Genomic DNA, 18,470 nt, shown 5'->3' with positions numbered 1-18,470 from the left:
GAAGCGTATCTTTCTGGCACAATCTTAGTCTAACTAATGTAACCGAATTTATTCACCAAAAGGTAACTGGTTATTAATCAATTATGTTAGCATCAACTATAAAAAAATATTAGCAATCATGATACACGAAAAAATATTTATCCTGGCCGTAGACAGAGAAGCCAAAATTATTGTCAAAGGAAATGTAGCTAATAACAGCAAACAGATCAATATTGACTTTGAATTTTTAATTAAAGAAAAACATGATAAGTATTTCAGATCGCCGATTGGTTTGGAACATCCAAAATACTGGAAACTACAAAGCCTTACGCTGGAAAAAGCGCAGCTAATGCAGTTGGTTTACAGTGGGGTTTCAAAGAAACAGCTTGATATGGCGATCAAAGAATTTAAACAGTTTTTCGGTCCGGGTTATGTATTCAGTAACGGTATCAAAATTGAAGAAAGATTAAAAACTTTGAAGGGAATAAGGCTTACTGATATCAATAGAAGACTTTTAATGACGGCCTAAAACCTCATTAAAAAACAAATTCATTTCATCGACTGAACCAAAATAAGTCCTTCATGAGCTAAGACTCTTGAAGGACTTATTCATTTGTAAGCAAACCATTTGTGTGAAATTTTCAGCTTACTTTTCGTTTAAATCTATTATTCGAAAAATTTCGATCTGGCGTTTTGGCATACTGAAAACGTTAAGATGGACACATTGGCACAAAAAAAGTTCTGGATAAATTTTTGATGTTCAGGTTTGTACAAAAATTTACAGACATGGATACATTTTCGAGTATGATCATTGAGGCTGTGGATAAGACAAAAAACGCAGTCGTAAAAATAGACGTTTTTAAAACTGAAAAAGGAAAACTCCGTCCTGCCGGCTCGGGCTCAGGATTTATATTTTCCTCAGACGGTTTGATCTTCACCAATTGCCACGTCGTGGATGGTGCGGAGAAAATAATGGTAAGCTTGCTGAATAATAATGAGATAGAAGCTGAACTGATAGGGAAAGATCCGGATACTGATATTGCCATTCTTAAAATTTATACGCAGGGATATTCTGTTGCCAAACTTGGCGATGCCAGTCAATTACAGATCGGGCAGTTTGTGATTGCAATTGGAAATCCTTATGGTTACCAGCATACGGTAACAACTGGTGTGGTGAGCGCCTTGGGAAGATCATTACAAACGCAATCCGGAAGATATGTTGATAATGTAATTCAGTCGGATGCGGCGTTAAATCCTGGAAATTCCGGCGGGCCGATGATCAATACGGATGGAGAAGTCGTCGGAGTTAATACCGCAGTGATTCAAGGAGCGCAGGGATTAAGTTTTTCTGTTGATATAAATACCGCCAAGGAAATCGCCAGACAACTTATCAAGGACGGAAAAGTGTTTAAAGCTTATTTGGGATTGCAGTTGCAGGATGTTCAGATCAATGAAAAAATCCGCCAGCATTACAAACTTTCAAATCATAAGGGAATTTTTGTTACACACATCGAAGCCAATTCTCCCGCATCCCGCTCACAATTATTAGAAGGTGATATCATTATTTCCTTCAACAACAAGCCTGTAAGCAGCAGCAACGAACTTTTTAAAGAACTGACACATCGTGAAGTGCTTTCAATGGTAGATATTTCCGTAATACGGCATACAGAATTACTAAACTTCATCATTGTCCCAACAGAAAAAAAATGAAGGGTTAAACGCAGAATGATGGAAGTTTTTCGCAGCGTTAAAAAAGTTTATTTTTTCTGCGTAACTCCGCGCAAAACTCTCTAAAGTCTGCGTTTAATTTTCACCGTTTGATAACAGACAAGCCTATTAATTGCTTGATAAATAATTAGTTGATAATTTCCTTTTATGTTGAATAGTGATCATGAAATCTCTGTTATGAAAAGGAAAACATTTCTCAAATTATCTATTGGAGCGATTCCGGGTGTTATAGTTGGTCCAAAATCGGTTGCGGCTTATAGACCGAAGAAGGGAATAAAGGTTGGTACTGGAAAAGATAGGCAGGACAAAAGTTTAAGTTTGCTCGAAGGTGATACGTTCTTTACCAAAGTATCGTCAGAAGATACCAATGGTGATCTGTATATTTTTGAATCAACACGTTTGAAAAAAGGCGGACCGTCGTTTCATCGTCACTATGATCAGGATGAGTGGTGGTATATATTATCTGGTGAGTTTTTAATAAAAATTGGAGACGAAACTTTTGAAGCCAAGGCAGGTGACAGTGTTTTTGGTCCAAGAGGAATTCCTCACGCATTCACCAAAAGAGGAGAGGGCGAAGCGAAAATGTTGATATCATTTCAGCCAGCAGGCAAAATGGAAGCATTTTTTCAGGCAGTCAGTGAAGGTAAATTAGCAAAAATGTCTGATGAGGAACAAGACAATTTCCGAAAAGCGCACGGTTTCGAAAGAGTTGGCCCACCCATCGACTATATGAAAAAATTCTAATGATTAAACGCAGAGTTTTGGGAGTTCAACGCAGAGTTAAAAGAGTTTATTTTTTCTACGTAACTCCGCGTAAAACTCACTTAACTCCGCGTTTAATTTTATTTTTTGACGATTGGCAGTATTAACTTGGATGGGTATTGGGCATTGTGCAGGATTTTGTTGTGGGCTATAATGCCTTTGGATTCATCAAAGTTATTGCCGCCTGTATTCATATTTCTGTCGAAGCGAGGGAAGTTGCTGCTTGATATTTCTACTCTCACACTATGTCCCGGTTCAAAGAAATTGCTTGTTGACATTGGACTTAAAGTCAGCTCGTAAACTTTTCCGTTTTCCATCATAACTTCTTTATCAAAACCTTCACGGTAGCGGGCACGCAGAATTGTTTCGTCCAGGTTGAAAGCGCGGCCATCCGGATAAACATCAATTAGCTTAACAGTGAAATCAGTATCCTTTGCATCGGAAGAAACAAAAAGTGTTGTTTCGATGGATCCGGTCAGTTCAACACCATCTTTAAAAGGCTCAGTTGTGTAAACCAGAATATCCTGACGTGTTTCCATCTGGTGCTGATCCCACGAACCTCCCTGAATGGCAGTTCCGGTACAGCAAACATTGCCGCCATAAGAAGGGACTGGGAAGGCCGGGTCATAAGCAAATGCGTCCGGTTTTTCTTCTTTTCCAATCGGTTTTACCGTTAATTTTCCGTCGCCGTACAAACTGTTAGCATTTCCTTTACTTGAAAAATAATAGGCTGTTGGTTCAACATTTGCCGGCGGCCAGGTTTCAGAATATTGCCATTTGTTAGAGCCCATGGTGAAATACTGTACTCGTGGTGTCTTTTTGAGCATATTATTATCTTCACCTTTTAGCCAATAATCAAACCAGCCGTAGATCAATCCGTCATAATCCAGTCGCGCATCACCTACGCTGCGCTCGCCGACAATCGTGTTTTCCGTAGTGCGTTTGTATGCACAATGTAAGGTTGGTGAAATCACCAGAAATTGCCCGTCACGAACCTGTTGATCAACTCCGTTTTTTCTTACATGATTAAAAAGGGCAAGGTTTGGCCCGGTTGAAACGTCATACCAGGAAACGAACCAGTAACTTGGTACGCCGAAAGGCATATTGTCATGATATAATCCGCCCTTGTACCATTCCGGATCATTCGGTTTTCTGACGATCATTTTTTCGTAAGTACCTTTCGGTCCGTTCACATTTTGGATAATATCCTGAACCGGCAAATGTTTCAGTCCTTGTGCCCAATCCACTTTTGGCATTTCAGGGGCAAGATCATAAAAACGGGAAATCCTTGTAAGATCTTCACTTGTTGCTGTTTTAGGAAATAAAGGACGGGCCATATTATCGGTTTCCGTTCCATAAAGCCAGGTTGTAAAAAGCATTTGCTGCGCACCGCCACGGTACCAGTTTCCCTGCTCAACAAAAGGCCCCACTTTTCCTACACCTGCGCCGAATCCCATCGGAACCATAGCAGCATGTGAAGGATGATCCAGTGCGGCTACTGCCATTTGCCATTCCGCGGTAGAGGAACAACCAAGCGTCCCGATTTTTCCATTTGACCATGGTTGAGCAGTCATCCATGAAAATGCATCATAGCCGTCAGTCGTAGGCGGACCTAATATTTCCCAGTTTCCTTCCGAAAAAAATTTGCCTCTTTCATTTTGTACAACATAAGCATAACCGCGTTTTACGGCATCCAGCGCGTCCTGATAGGTGCGGGGCTTCAATTCACCATCTCCCCAGGAGTTGAAATTATAAGGTGTTTTTGAAAAAATTATGGGTACTTTTTTGTCTGTTTTTGGTCGGTAAACATCCGTTGCAAGCCTTACACCATCGCGCATCGGCATCATGATTTTCTGCTCTATGATGGCGATTTCCTGTAACTTTTTCAGAACATCGTCCTGAGCGAAAAGTGAAGTTGAAGAAATGAAAAATGTTAAAACAAAACTTAATAACGAAGTAATCGTATTTTTCATAAGAAGACAGTTAAGTAATGGGAAGTGATCTTCAAGCTAGCAAGTTTTTATGAAAAACTAAATTCTGGTTTGATAGATTTTTACATCGGCCTAAAAACAAAAAAGCAGATTCGCGAAAATCTGCTTTTTTGTCAAACTAAATATTGAATCTATTATTTCTTCTGCTGAGAAAGGAAAGTGATCAGCGAAGCAAATTCTTCATAGGATAATGCGCTGGCAAGTCCGGTCGGCATCATTGAATCTTCCAGTTCCTTGCGGGAAACGATGTCGGAAGTTTTTATCGTATAAAGTTGTCCGGTGATATCACGCATCACAACTTTTGTCGCAGATTCCTGCGTGATGAAACCCATGTACGTCTTATCGCCTTTGGCGGTAATGACCACAGAGGCAAACCCCTGCGAGATCGATGCATTCGGTTTCAGGATCGATTCAGCAATCTGTTCACGGTTCATAATCGATCCGATCTGTCCCATAAACGGTCCTTTCATTGTTTCACCTTTTGTGAGACTATGGCAGGCAACGCAGCCTTGTCTTGTAAACAAAGTTTTTCCTAACGCGGGATCTCCGTTTATTTTAGCCATTGCCAACATTACATCTTCAATGGAAGATTCGCCAACCTGACCCTTTTTATTTCTTATTTTATCAAGATCAATTTTTACTTCTTCTTTGGCAGCCGCTACTTCTTCACCACCAAATTCAGTAATTTCCATACGATTTCTTGCGTTCAAATCTGCAAAAAACTGCTTTCCATTGGCATCTGATCTATTCCATTCTTCCGTCAATATATTTTTGATTTCAGGTGAAGATTCCCAGGTAACGGCCTTGTAATAAGGGCCGTGTGAATCCGGGCGCGTGCTCCACCACCATGAACCGTCATAGTCAGCTTCTTTTTTGTATAATCTTGCCAAAGTCACAAGAATCTGTTTTTTCAATTCCGGATCGCTTGATTTTTTATAAGCAGCAATAAGTCCGTCAACTGCTTTTGGATCATGCATATAACGCAGCGCCCAAAGTGCAATCGTTGAATTCTCTGTTCCAATTGCTTTTACTGATGCGTCAACAGCGTTCAATTTTACAAGCGAGCGGACGGCAATATGCGGCAAAATTATAGGAGAGTTTGGCGTCGCATGAGGACCTTCAACATCTTTTGCCGGCGCAACAAACGAAGCCGGAACCTTCACCTGAAGCAAAGCCTGAGCAGCTTCAATACGGTCCAAACGGCCAAGTCCGATGGTAGCAGCAAGCTGAACACGCGGGTTAGCATCTTTCATTCCGGCAAGAAATAGTTCGGTCGGAACATTTTTAAGATTTCCTTTCCGATCCGTTAAAGCACGTAAAACGTATTCTTTTACGTCATTTTCAGATGAAAGTTTTACAAGATTTGCAATCCCGCTTTCACCTGTGATTTGCTCGTAAGCATAAATTCCTGCTACGCGTACATAAAGCGGCAACGTTTTATCAGAAGCAAGTTTCCATGCCGCTTCTGTTGCTTGTTTGGCCGGACGGGTGATCAATTCCTGCTGAGCATCCAGGCGTGCAGTTGCGCTTCCTGATTTAAGAATTGTTACGAGGTCTTTTATTGATATTTTTTTAACCTCCGGAAAAGCTTTGTATTTCCAGTTTTTAGGTACAGCACGTACGACAAACCCTTTGGAGGCACTACCAGAATAACCCGCGCCGTCCCAGGCAGCAAGATAAAGACGGCCGGAAGCATCTACGTCCAGATCAGTAATTTGTGATAATTTTATAAAATCCTCTTCCTTCTGTGTGTAAGTTGCTCCGTCGGGGGTAACACGGTGAATATACGCCTGGCTTCTTCCCCAGTCGGCCATCATCGGAACATGGTTATATTTTGCCGGCCATGTATCTTCATCCATATACAAAGAACCCGTTCCAGAACCACCGCCAAGGTCAATTAGTGCCGGAATGATTTCGTCAGTATGATGTTGGAAAAGAACAGGATAACCATATTCGCCAGACTGGATCTGATTACTGAAACGGATATTCCAGCCACCGCCGTCGTTCGTATTGTCGCGAGTGAAAATATTCATGTACGGATCAATGGCAACGTCATAAATGTTACGCATACCGTGCGTGTAAATTTCCATTTCAGTACCATCAGGACGTACACGGACAATTCCACCTCCAAGCATTGTCATTTTTTTACCAGAACGGTCAATGGCATCATGGAAACCGAAATCTCCAACAGCGATATAAATCCATCCATCAATTCCCATACGAATACCGTTGGTAGCATGGTCAGTACCACGGCTTTGCAAAAACTTTGGATTGCTGATATGTTCGATCAAAGGTTTTGACGGACCGTCAGCAACGCCGTCTTTATTTTTATCTTCAAAAACAACAAGATCCATTCCTGTTGCCAAGCCATTTTCTTTTGAAAAAACAGTGTGAAGCACATAAACTTTGTCTCCCATGGCGATAATTCCGCGCGGGTCATCAGCCATAGCGAAAATGGTATGTTTATCCACTTTACCATCATTATTACTATCAACAAGTTTGACTATGCTCCCTTTTCCAGGATCTTTTCCAAGTGATCCGATCATATCAACACCTACAAAAACTTCACCTGTGGAAGCAACGGCAAGGCAGGCGGGACTTGGCGTTAGATCAGGTCCTGTGAAATTGGTAAGAACCAGTTCACTGGGCCAGCTTGACGCATTGGGTAGTGAATCGGCATGGGTTTGCGGAGTTTTCCGTGTTTCAGAATTCTCATGCAGCGGATTGTACCAGGCAAACATAAGAAAGGCGGAAAACAGACTCAAAGTAATTTTTAACATAATGTAACAGGGTATCCGGGAATAGTATGAAAAGAAAAATAAATGCTAACTTAAAAAGCAGAAACCCGCTTTTATTACTTGCCAGAACGACAAAGTTGTGTCCTTTAAACACATTTTTTTGCAAACAGTAATTTCTGGCCGAAATTAGAAAAGAAATTGTTTCTATTCAACGTATTCAGGGTTTTGCAGGCAAAAGACGATTTTTAACCTTATAGTAATTTTTAGATAGTAAGCTTTGAAACCTGATTTTGAGATTGACCGGGATTCGTTCTTTATCATTTTGTGCTATAATCCTCAAATAGGGGTATAGTATTGCAGATTAAAGGTTTATGCAGAATCTGGAAATGGTTAGATTTTTTTAATTTCCAAAAGACAGGATACCAGAGTTGATTATTTAACGTATTCAATAACTTAGCTTTTTGGTTTTTGAATCAAGAATATTTCAAAAAGGAATTTATCAGAAAAATAATTGAATATGTCCGCCAGAATACTTGTTATCGGAAGTTCCAATACCGATATGGTGATTAAAACGAAAGAGTTTCCTCAGCCCGGTCAAACCGTTTTAGGGCAGACTTTTTTAATGAATCCGGGTGGAAAAGGTGCTAATCAGGCGGTAGCCGCAGCTCGTCTTGGCGCTGAGGTGAGTTTTGTAGCAAAAGTCGGGAAGGATATTTTTGGCAACGAAGCGCTGGACGGATTTAAAAGGGAAGGTTTAAATACCGACTATATTTTACAAACTGCTGATTTTCCATCCGGTGTTGCCTCAATCATAGTAAATGAGAACGGTGAAAATCAGATTGTAGTAGCATCCGGCGCGAATATGGATTTAAAATCCTCTGATTTAACAGATCGTATTTTTGATAATATCGATCTCGTTTTACTGCAACTGGAAATTCCGCTTGCTACCATTCAATATATTGTTTCAAAATGTAATGATTTGAAAATTAAAGTAATACTAAACCCGGCTCCGGCAGTAAAACTGGATGACGATCTGCTAAGCGGAATTTATCTTATAACCCCAAATGAGACAGAAACGCAGCTTTTAACAGGAATTTTGCCAGATTCTCCTGAATCTATGAGAGAAGCGGCACTTTTTTTTCGAAATAAGGGAATAGAAAACGTCATTATTACATTGGGCAAAAACGGTGTATATCTTTTCAATGACCAGTATTCAGAAATCATTCCTGCCGTGACCGTAGTTCCCGTGGACACAACCGCAGCAGGCGATATTTTCAACGGAGCCGTTGTTACTGCCCTTGCAGAGGGTAAAAACTGGATTGACGCCTGTAAATTCGCATGTAAAGCTTCCGCAATTTCTGTCACCCGGATGGGTGCTCAGAGTTCTGCTCCTTATCAACATGAATTAAATTAAAAATGAAAAAAATACCTGTAATTATAGATTGTGATCCCGGCCTTGATGATGCCCTGATGTTAATGCTGGCATTCGGAAGCGGCAGATTTGATGTAAAAGCAATAACAACTTCGGCGGGAAACCAGACGCAGGACAAAACACTTTTCAACGCATTGCGATTAATTTCTTTGATGGAAGTGAACGTGCCGGTTTATCGCGGATGTGAAAAACCGTTACTCAGGGAATTACTGGTTTCAGATCATGTGCATGGCGAAAGTGGTTTAGATGGAGCCGTTTTTCCGGCACCTGTTTCGGAAGCTGAAAGTATTTTGGCCGTTGAAGGTATTGCCAATATCCTGAGAGAAAGTCAGGAGAAAATCACCATTGTTCCTACCGGTCCGTTGACTAATATCGCAGCTTTTCTGTTGGCATTTCCCAATTTGAAAAACAAGATAGAAAGAATTTCGCTGATGGGTGGTGGTATTTTCCGTGGTAATATGACACCGCTTGCCGAATTTAATATATATGCTGACCCGGAAGCAGCAGCAATCGTTTTTGATTCAGGCGTGCCTATCACGATGTGTGGATTAGATGTGACGCACAAGGCCGTTATTTTTCAACATGATATCGAAACTTTCAGAGCCATTGGAAACAAAACAGGTTTAGCCGCAGCCGGTTTGCTGGAATTCTTTTCCATTTTTTACAGAGAAAATCGTGTTGAACTGGAAGGTGGTGCTGCCTTGCATGATCCTTGTGCAATTGCGTGGCTTATGAACCCGGAGATTTTCAAGTCGAAACCTTGTTACGTTGCGGTAGAAACAACTGGAAAACTTACTACCGGTGCTACCGTTGTTGATTATTTCAATGTGCTGCAAAAAGAGCCAAACGTGGAAGTAGTTTATGATATTGATCGTGAACAATATATAGAAATGCTGGCAGCTGCTATAAAAAATCTCCCCTGAACGATGATTTAATTTAGTATTTGGCCGATTATTAGTAAAACAATGAATCAGCAAACAGGTAATGATTATAAAGTGTGATACTTTTGCGCAAAGAAAAAGAGTAAACAATTTTTGCAAAAGATTTTCTGATCATAGGCGGCCAATGTAAATGGCTTATTGAGATGTGAATTGAAATTTAATTATGAAGGAGCAATTAAGAAAAGAACAGGCACTGGATTATCATGCCAAAGGAAGACCGGGGAAAATTGAAGTTATTCCTACAAAAGATGCGAAAACCCAACGGGATTTGTCTCTTGCGTATTCTCCTGGCGTGGCAGAACCTTGCAAGGAAATTTTCCGAGATGTTGAAGAGGTATATAAATACACAGCTAAGGGAAATCTGGTTGGGGTAATTACAAACGGAACTGCGGTACTTGGTCTGGGAAATATTGGACCTGACGCCAGCAAGCCGGTTATGGAAGGCAAGGCGGTTTTGTTCAAAATATTTTCTGATATCGATGTTTTTGATATTGAAATAAATGAAACAGATCCCGACAAATTTATCCAGATCGTCTTGGCTTTGGAGCCGACCTTTGGAGGAATAAACCTGGAAGATATAAAAGCCCCTGAGTGTTTTTACATTGAAAAACAATTAAGGCAAAAAATGAAAATTCCGGTCATGCATGATGACCAGCACGGTACCGCAATTATCAGCAGTGCGGCTTTGCTTAATGCACTGGAATTACAAAAAAAGACGATTGATACAGCAAAGTTCGTTATCAGTGGGGCAGGAGCAGCAGCAATGTCATGCGTGCTTTTGTATACTTCATTGGGAGCAAAACCTGAAAATTTCATCTTATTCGATAAAGATGGAGTGCTTCACCCTTCACGTACGGACTTGGGCGAAGACAGAATTCCTTACACCGTTTCTGCTACTTCTGAAATGACGCTGGTTTCTGCGATGAAAAATGCAGATGTGTTTTTAGGATTAAGTGTAGGAAATGTCGTAACGCCGGATATGATCAAAAGCATGGCGGATAATCCAATTGTTTTTGCAATGGCGAATCCTGATCCTGAAATTTCTTACGAAGCTGCAACCGGTGCAAGAAGTGATGTAATTATGGCCACGGGCAGAAGCGATTATCCAAATCAGGTTAATAATGTACTTGGATTCCCGTTTATTTTCCGTGGAGCACTTGACGTGAGAGCGACACAAATAAACGAAGCAATGAAACTGGCGGCAGTAAAAGCTTTGGCTGATCTGGCGAAAAGTGCTGTGCCGGATATCGTGAATCTTGCTTACAATGAAAAGACGATTTCTTTCGGAAAGGATTATATTATTCCAAAACCTCTGGACCCAAGATTATTATCAACGGTCGCGCCGGCCGTAGCACTTGCAGCTATGGAAAGTGGTGTTGCGAAAAAGCATATTCTGGATTGGGAAGGATATAAGGAAGAACTGAACCACCGGCTTGGTCTGGATAATCAATTACTGCGTGTAATTGGAAATAAAGCGCGCCTGGATCCACGCAGACTGGTATTTGCAGATGCGGACAACTGGAAAGTATTGAAAGCTGCGCAACTTGTTTATGATGAAAAAGCTGCATTCCCGATTCTTTTAGGCGAAGAAAGCAAGATCAAATCCCTGGCAGTAGCGAATGGGATAGATCTGGAAGGTATGGTAATCATTGATCCGAGAAGTGATGCGCAGACAGAAAACAGAAAAAGATATTCAAAACTTTACTTTGATAAACGTCAGCGTAAGGGAATCAATGAATACGAGGCAGAAAAAGCCATGACGGACCGGAATTATTTCGGTTGTATGATGGTAGAAACCGGCGATGCAGATGCGATGATTTCAGGTCTTACCAAAAATTATCCTGACACGATCCGACCTGCTCTTCAGATTATCGGAAAAGAAGATGGTGTGAAAAAGATTGCAGGGATGTACCTTTTAATAACTAAAAAAGGACCGTTATTCCTGGCAGATACAACTGTTAATTTCAACCCGACTGCGGAAGAAGTGGCAGATATTACAGCCTTGGCAGCAAGAGAGGTTCAAAACTTTAACCTTACTCCACGTATTGCATTGCTTAGTTATTCCAACTTTGGAAGCAGTGATTCGCCCGAAGCAAAAATTATGTCAGAGGCGAGAAAGCTTATCAAAAAGCGTATGCCTTCTCTCATTGTAGATGGTGAAATGCAAGCTAGTGTAGCCCTCAATCCAAAAAATTTACAGGATAGCTATCCTTTTAGCGAGCTGGTAAATCAGGATGTGAATACGCTGATATTCCCAAATTTGGCTGCTGGCAATATTGCATATAACTTAATGAAGGAAGTTGGTAATGCCGATGCTATTGGCCCGATTTTATTAGGGCTAAAAAAACCTGTTCATGTTCTTCAGCTGGGAAGTTCCGTTCGCAGTATTTACAACATGGCACTGGTAGCCGTTATTGATGCTCAGATGAAGAGTAAAGTAAAGGATATCGAAAGTCCCGGGAAGATTTAATATGCATAATTAAATCCTGTCTCACACCTCCGGGACAGGATTTATTTTTTGCAATCAGGTTATAATCAGCCTGTGCAACAAATCATCAGAGTTATCAGTAATTGTATAAAAAGCAGTAAGCCTCCTCATCCGCTTAATAGTTTTTTATTGCACGCTACAACGTTTTTTATATACTTTGTGTCGTATTAGTTACACTGTGATTCTATTGATTTTGCACACTTCATGAACTATATCTTAAAATCTTTACATTATTTTTTTGAAAAACGTAGGTATTTAGCTTCTTATCGGGGTGTTATCCTACTTATTTTCTTACCTTTTTGCCTGCAGGCGCAAGTTACAGTGACCGCACCTCTTGAACGTGCGATCTATCAACGGGATTTAGATAAATCGGCAAACGTCACGGTGAGTGGAAGTTATTCGATTGCCGTCGACAAAATCGAAGTGCACGTATTACCCGTCAGTGCCGAACAAGGGACAGAAATTCCATGGAGAACCTTGCAGACTAATCCTGCTGGCGGCGTTTTCAGCGGTGTAATACGCATTAGCGGCGGCTGGTATACGATTGAAGTCAGGGGTTCAAAAAATGGGATTATTATTGGAAACACCTCCACGGTTTCAAGAGTTGGCGTAGGAGAGGTTTTCATTATTTCCGGCCAATCAAATGCCCAGGGAATTAACTATTCAAGTCCGGTAGCAAATGACGAGCGGGTCAATTATATTGATCATAATAATGAGATCAGTAATTCGCTGGACAATCTTCCGCCGCCATTGTTTACGCAGCTCAACAATAGTAATATTACTATGGGGCTTAGGGGACATGGCACCTGGTGTTGGGGAATTCTGGGGGATCTTTTAGCTGTAAAATTAAACGTTCCGGTGCTTTTTGTAAATACAGCCTGGGAGGGTACTGCCATATCAAACTGGAATAAAAGCAGCAGGAATGAAGCTACATGGGATGTAGCCAGTGGTTTAATTCAGTTTGCTCCTCAGATGCCTTATGCGAATGTGCGGCTTTCCATGCAGCATTATGTAAAACAATATGGCGCGCGTGCGATATTATGGATGCAGGGAGAATCTGATACCTATCCACTCAATACAAATTTTAACGACTACAAAAACGGACTTCAGGATTTGATCACCAAGTTGAGCAGTGATATTAATTTTAGAGTACCGTGGGTCATTGCACGAACTTCAAGAATTGCGAACCAAAATCAGGTTTCTGTCACAAGCCCGTCCGTAATTGCCGCGCAAAATGCTGTAATCCAGGATCTTCAGGGAATTGCCTATGCTGGTCCGGAAACAGATAATCTTTTTACAAGCCGGGGCGGAGATGGTACTCATTTTCAAGGAGTTGAGGGTACCACAATTCTTGCCAATGCGTGGAATGACGTTTTAAACAGTGATTTTTTCTCAACTGTCAGTCCTGTTTCCGTTTCTGATGAGCCAAAAATTACCAGCACCTGCGCACCGAATAATACTTCTGTTAACCTGACTTTACCGGATGGTTACCTTAATTATTTCTGGTATACCGACGTGAATGGAAGTCTCAGGGATTTGGGTGGCGGCAGAACGATCAACATTTCAAGTCCGGGAACATACATAGCACGTGTTAAGGATGCTAATGGCAATACACTTCGTAGTCAGAAAATAGTTATCAATACATCCATCAAACCTGTTACACCAACCATAGCCCAGTCCGGCTCACAACAGGTCTGTGCGGATTCTTCATTTACTTTTTCGATCAATTCAGGGAATGATCAATACACCTGGTACAAACAGGGCACTAACGATGCGTTGCTTAGCGGACCGTCAATTACAGTATCAGAAACGGGAAATTATTTTGTACGAAGCCAGAGCGTTTTTGGTTGCCTGTCGGATAATTCCAACGTTTCGGCACTCATTGTACGTCCTGTAATCCCGACTCCCGTTATCGCAAAATCCGGACCTTTTACAGCGACGGCAACGATCAATGAAACTGGCCTGAACGAATCTTATGACTGGAAGCGTGACGAGCAAATTCTGACGACGTCCACTACCAGCAGTATCAGGACAAATGTAACAGGCACATATTCAGCACGTACCAAAGATACGTTTGCGATTGGTACCAATTTGCTGACCTGTTATTCTCCTTTTTCAAATGAATTGGAAGTAATTACCGAAGGTGAATCTGATATTGTCGTATTCCCAAATCCGGGTTCAAGAGATAATATTTATGTTGAATCCAGAGACGATATTGCCAATGCAGAAATAACCGTTTACGATCTTTTGGGCAGAATCATGACCTTTCAAAGGCAGGATATGAAAAGTCGGGTGAAAATTCCTGTCAGAAATCTGTCGTCCGGAAAATACATTGTCCGCATAAAAGGTTCAGGTATTGATGTAACCAGGCAAATAGTGGTTCTTTAAGTTATACCGGTCATAATATTGCCGGAATTTACTTCCATCTGATATTTTTGCGTCACTCATTGGTACATCCTCCAAAGCTCCGTAAGATCTAAAACCGGCGTTTAAAATATCAAACAAATTTCGATTATTCAGGTCGGGGTAAAATCGGTTAAAAACTTATTAAATACAAAGGAGAAAATCCTGAGGTTAAAGTCTAAATTTGGCAATCTGAACCTGATTATTTTTCAGGTTCACCATTCTATATTTTAGTAAAGAAAAACCTGAACTTTCTGTAAAAGCGCTTTATGAAATTATACCTGCAATCATTGGAGCAAAGAGTTAGAATTACCAAACTCGTGTTGCCTGCCTTATTTTTATCATCGTTGCTATATATAGGATGCAAAAGCTCGACTTCTGAGGAAAAAGAGATAAAGTCGGACAAAGCTTTTGAAAATTATTCAGCATTCTTTATTGAAGCGTTATGGAAACAAAATCCGGATTGGGCCATAACGGCGGGTTATCATAAATATGATAGCGTGTTGGTTATTCCTGATCAGAAGTGGATTGAGTCTTCGGTTATTTTGCAAAAAGTCAGCTGGATTCCCTGGCTACGATTAATCCCAAACAGTTATCTGCCGCCAGCCAAACTGACTTTTATTTGATTCAAAATCTACTAAAAGAAAGTCAGTGGAATACTGATACTTTAAAATCATATCAGTGGGATCCTTCGTCTTATAATGTAAGCGGAACTTTTGCATTTATCTTAACTGAAAATTATGCGCCGCTAAATGAACGGTTGAGAAGTATAAAAGGAAGACTGGTTAATGTTCCTGAATATTACAAAGCTGCAAAAAGTGTAATTATAAATCCGGTACCTGAATTGCTTGGTCTGGCAGTCGATCAGAATTTGGGAGGATTGTCTGTATTTGAAAACGATCTTCTGGATTCGTTGAAAGTATCGACGCTTGATGCTTCCGAAAAGAAACAGATTATAGAAAGATCCGGAAAGGCTGTTGCGGCTATAAAAGATTATACGAAGTGGCTGAAAGAATTAAAAAGCGACAAACCGAGAAGTTTCAGATTAGGGAAAGATTTGTATGGAAGAAAATTTGCACACAATATTCAGTCAGCTTATACTGCTGACCAGATTTACGATTCGGCAGTAGCCAGAAAAGAAAACGTTCAGTCGAAAATGGCGGTAATAAGCAGACAATTGTGGCCAAAGTATTTCGGAAATAAGCCAATGCCAAAAGATTCGCTTGAATTGATTGGATGGATGATTGACACACTTTCTGTAAATCACGTCAAACAACAAGATTTCCAAACAGCAATTTCCGACATCATTCCCGGCCTTATTAAATTTATCAATGAAAAAAAACTGATCACGCTGGATCCAACAAAGCCACTTATTGTAAGAAAGGAGCCTGCATACATGGCTGGCGTTGCAGGAGCCTCCATCAGTGCACCGGGACCGTATGATAAAGGGGGAAATACCTATTATAATGTAGGCAGCATTGCCAACTGGCCAAAAGAGAAAGCGGAAAGTTATCTGAGGGAGTACAATCATTACATCATGCAGATCCTGGATATCCATGAAGCAATCCCGGGTCATTATACTCAGCTTGTTTATGCCAATCAATCACCAAGTTTGATAAAATCACTTTTGGGAAATGGCGCCATGATCGAGGGCTGGGCAGTTTATACCGAGCAAATGATGCTGGAAAATGGTTTTGGAAATAATCAACCTGAAATGTGGCTGATGTGGTATAAGTGGCATTTGAGAACAGTTTGTAACACAATTCTGGATTATAGCGTGCACGCCGGAAATATGACAAAGGAAGAAGCTTTACATCTTTTGATTAAGGAAGCGTTTCAACAGCAGGCAGAAGCGGAAGGTAAATGGAAAAGAGTAAGTGTCAGTAATGTACAGTTGACAAGTTATTATACAGGTTATAAAGAAATAATCGATTTACGCCGGGATTATAAAACCAAGATGGGCAATAAGTTTGATCTAAAATCTTTCCATGAAAAATTCCTGAGTTACGGAAGTACTCCGGTTAAATACATTAAGGCATTGATGTTGGAAAAGTAAAATTGGCGGCCTTGGAAAACTTAAAATGCGTATCAATTAAAATAGGAAAAGGGGATGTTTAGTATTGATGTATATAAGGAAAGAAGAGACAAGTTAAAAAAGGCAGTTGGGCACGGACTCATTTTGTTTTTAGGGAATGAAGAAGTTGGAATGAATTATAGAGATAACACCTATCATTTCCGTCAGGACAGCTCGTTTCTATATTTCTTTGGATTGGATAAACCGGGTTTGGCTGCGTTAATTAATATTGATGAGGATATTGAAATCATAATAGGCAATGAGCCGACTATTGATGATATAGTGTGGATGGGCACGCAGCCTTCGTTGACTGAAATCGCTGCTCAAACGGGGATTAATAAAGTTGCAGAATCAAATTCGCTTGGGATTTTAATTAAAAAATCTTTATCGTCTGGACAGGCCGTCCACTATTTACCGCCATACCGATCAGATGCGGTTATCAAACTAAGCGACATTTTAGAAATTCCTAATACAAAGGTAAAAGAAGGAGCTTCGGTAATATTAATAAAAGCGGTAATTGCTCAGCGTGCATACAAGTCTGCTTTGGAAGTTACCGAAATTGATAAAGCTGTAAATATCAGTAACGAAATGCATTTGGCCGCAATCCGTTATTCGAAAGAGAATGTTACGGAAAAATATGTTGCCGGGATCGTTGAAGGCCTTGCTTTAAGTGCCGGGGGAACTATTGCTTATCCTGTCATCTATACTGTTAATGGACAAACGTTGCATAATCATCCAACTAACGACACGCTGAAAAAGGGGCAATTGATTTTATGTGATTGCGGAGCTGAAACGGCAATGCATTATGCAGGTGACCTGACCAGAACTTTTCCTGTTGATCAAAAATTTACTTCATTACAAAAGGAGGTTTATGAGATTGTGCTGAAAGCGGAACAGGCTGCGGCGAATTCGTTAAGACCTGGAATCAGATTTCTGGATATCCACAAGCTGGCTTGCGAGCATTTGGTTGACGGTTTGAAGCAGTTGGGGTTGATGAAGGGTGATGTTAAGGATGCGGTGAGTGAGGGAGCACATACATTATTTTTCCAATGTGGACTTGGCCATATGATGGGGCTTGACGTTCATGATATGGAAGATTTGGGAGAGCAATTTGTAGGTTATTCGGAAGGGATGGTCAAAAGCAAGGAATTTGGATTGAAATCGCTTAGGCTAGGGAGAGAATTAGAAGCTGGTTTTGTACTTACCGTTGAACCGGGATTGTATTTTATTCCGGAGTTAATGGATATGTGGCAGGCACAAGGTAAGTTGAAAGATTTTATTAACTATGATAAACTTGCCGCATTCCGCAATTTTGGCGGAGCAAGGGTTGAGGAGAATTTTTTAATTACAGAGAGTGGATATCAGTTGTTAGGAGAACCCCTTATTAAGGCGGTATCTGATATTGAAGGATTGAATAGGTTATAGTGAAGTGATACAATATATAATGAGCCGGGAATAAATTGTATAGTGATGTATAATCTATTCCCGGCTTTCATTTCAAATTTCTATTATTATGAAAGCATTGTATTATTACCCTTCGAAACAATTCCGAATTATCGAGCTCCTTGTGAGCTCCCTGTTTCTAGCATGAAACAGATCTCGTGATTTCCCGGGCTCCTTGTGAGCCTCCTGTGAACAATCCTTGAACAAAGGAGCTGAACGATACTTTCTCTTTCGTTATATATAGGTTTAAAAGTAGCGGAGGGTAAAATTCACGAATAACCCGGAGCCTATAACCCGGAACACCACATTTCTCTCTCCTTATATCTAGGTATAAAACGAAGGGTCAAATGACCTATTCATGCCGCTTGGGTTATTTCTTGACGCCAATCCACTATTGAAGTTCTTTTTGGGGTACCTCTATGAGGAACCAACGCCCGCTTTACGACGCATTCCGTGCCTGTTTTGCTTTCCAACCCCCTCTATTCCCAAAA

General features: G+C 40.7%; 12 protein-coding genes. 10 read left to right on the top strand and 2 right to left on the bottom strand.

The window, feature by feature from the left end; genetic code table 11:
* Window positions 1-118: 118 nt before the first annotated feature.
* From FDK13_RS31155 to FDK13_RS31145, 3 genes are all read left to right on the top strand, one after another.
* On the top strand, window positions 119-508 hold the full coding sequence (locus tag FDK13_RS31155; protein ID WP_137343938.1) for a prenyltransferase/squalene oxidase repeat-containing protein: 390 nt from the start codon (window positions 119-121) through the stop codon (window positions 506-508).
* Between the two features lie 257 nt (window positions 509-765).
* The gene (locus tag FDK13_RS31150) at window positions 766-1,689 is read left to right on the top strand and encodes a S1C family serine protease (protein WP_170982962.1); all 924 of its coding nucleotides are present in this window, start codon (window positions 766-768) and stop codon (window positions 1,687-1,689) included.
* 195 nt (window positions 1,690-1,884) lie between these two features.
* Window positions 1,885-2,451: a cupin domain-containing protein gene (locus tag FDK13_RS31145; RefSeq protein WP_137343936.1), complete on the top strand. Its 567-nt coding sequence runs from the start codon at window positions 1,885-1,887 to the stop codon at window positions 2,449-2,451.
* Window positions 2,452-2,549: 98 nt separating this feature from the next.
* Here FDK13_RS31145 and FDK13_RS31140 read toward each other — a convergent pair whose 3' ends face one another.
* Both FDK13_RS31140 and FDK13_RS31135 read right to left on the bottom strand, forming a co-directional pair.
* Window positions 2,550-4,442, bottom strand: coding sequence for a CocE/NonD family hydrolase (locus tag FDK13_RS31140; protein WP_137343935.1), 1,893 nt, complete (start codon window positions 4,440-4,442; stop codon window positions 2,550-2,552).
* A gap of 152 nt (window positions 4,443-4,594) precedes the next feature.
* Window positions 4,595-7,240 (bottom strand): DUF7133 domain-containing protein, encoded by a 2,646-nt coding sequence (locus FDK13_RS31135; protein WP_137343934.1) that lies wholly within the window; start codon window positions 7,238-7,240, stop codon window positions 4,595-4,597.
* A gap of 475 nt (window positions 7,241-7,715) precedes the next feature.
* On the opposite strand from FDK13_RS31135, the gene rbsK reads away from it, so the two are divergent.
* The 7 genes from rbsK to FDK13_RS31105 all read left to right on the top strand — a co-directional run bounded on the left by rbsK (window position 7,716) and on the right by FDK13_RS31105 (window position 17,961).
* On the top strand, window positions 7,716-8,612 hold the full coding sequence (gene rbsK, locus FDK13_RS31130) for a ribokinase (RefSeq protein WP_137343933.1): 897 nt from the start codon (window positions 7,716-7,718) through the stop codon (window positions 8,610-8,612).
* Between the two features lie 2 nt (window positions 8,613-8,614).
* Complete coding sequence (locus FDK13_RS31125) at window positions 8,615-9,553, top strand: nucleoside hydrolase (RefSeq protein ID WP_137343932.1); 939 nt, start codon at window positions 8,615-8,617, stop codon at window positions 9,551-9,553.
* Between the two features lie 181 nt (window positions 9,554-9,734).
* Window positions 9,735-12,041: an NADP-dependent malic enzyme gene (locus tag FDK13_RS31120; protein WP_137343931.1), complete on the top strand. Its 2,307-nt coding sequence runs from the start codon at window positions 9,735-9,737 to the stop codon at window positions 12,039-12,041.
* A gap of 339 nt (window positions 12,042-12,380) precedes the next feature.
* Window positions 12,381-14,447: a sialate O-acetylesterase gene (locus tag FDK13_RS31115; RefSeq protein ID WP_170982961.1), complete on the top strand. Its 2,067-nt coding sequence runs from the start codon at window positions 12,381-12,383 to the stop codon at window positions 14,445-14,447.
* A gap of 284 nt (window positions 14,448-14,731) precedes the next feature.
* Window positions 14,732-15,088, top strand: a complete 357-nt coding sequence (locus FDK13_RS35940; protein ID WP_220417472.1) for a hypothetical protein — start codon at window positions 14,732-14,734, stop codon at window positions 15,086-15,088.
* A complete protein-coding gene (locus FDK13_RS31110) occupies window positions 15,022-16,518 on the top strand; it encodes a DUF885 domain-containing protein (RefSeq protein ID WP_220417475.1) in 1,497 nt (498 codons plus the stop codon). Before FDK13_RS35940 ends, FDK13_RS31110 begins: the two co-directional genes overlap by 67 nt.
* 54 nt (window positions 16,519-16,572) lie before the next feature.
* Window positions 16,573-17,961, top strand: a complete 1,389-nt coding sequence (locus FDK13_RS31105) for an aminopeptidase P family protein (protein WP_137343929.1) — start codon at window positions 16,573-16,575, stop codon at window positions 17,959-17,961.
* Window positions 17,962-18,470: the final 509 nt, after the last annotated feature.

This window comes from Dyadobacter frigoris, from assembly GCF_005280585.1.
Taxonomy (GTDB): domain Bacteria; phylum Bacteroidota; class Bacteroidia; order Cytophagales; family Spirosomataceae; genus Dyadobacter; species Dyadobacter frigoris.
Note: the sequence above shows the minus strand (reverse complement) of the source record. Positions and strands in the feature narration are given on the sequence as shown.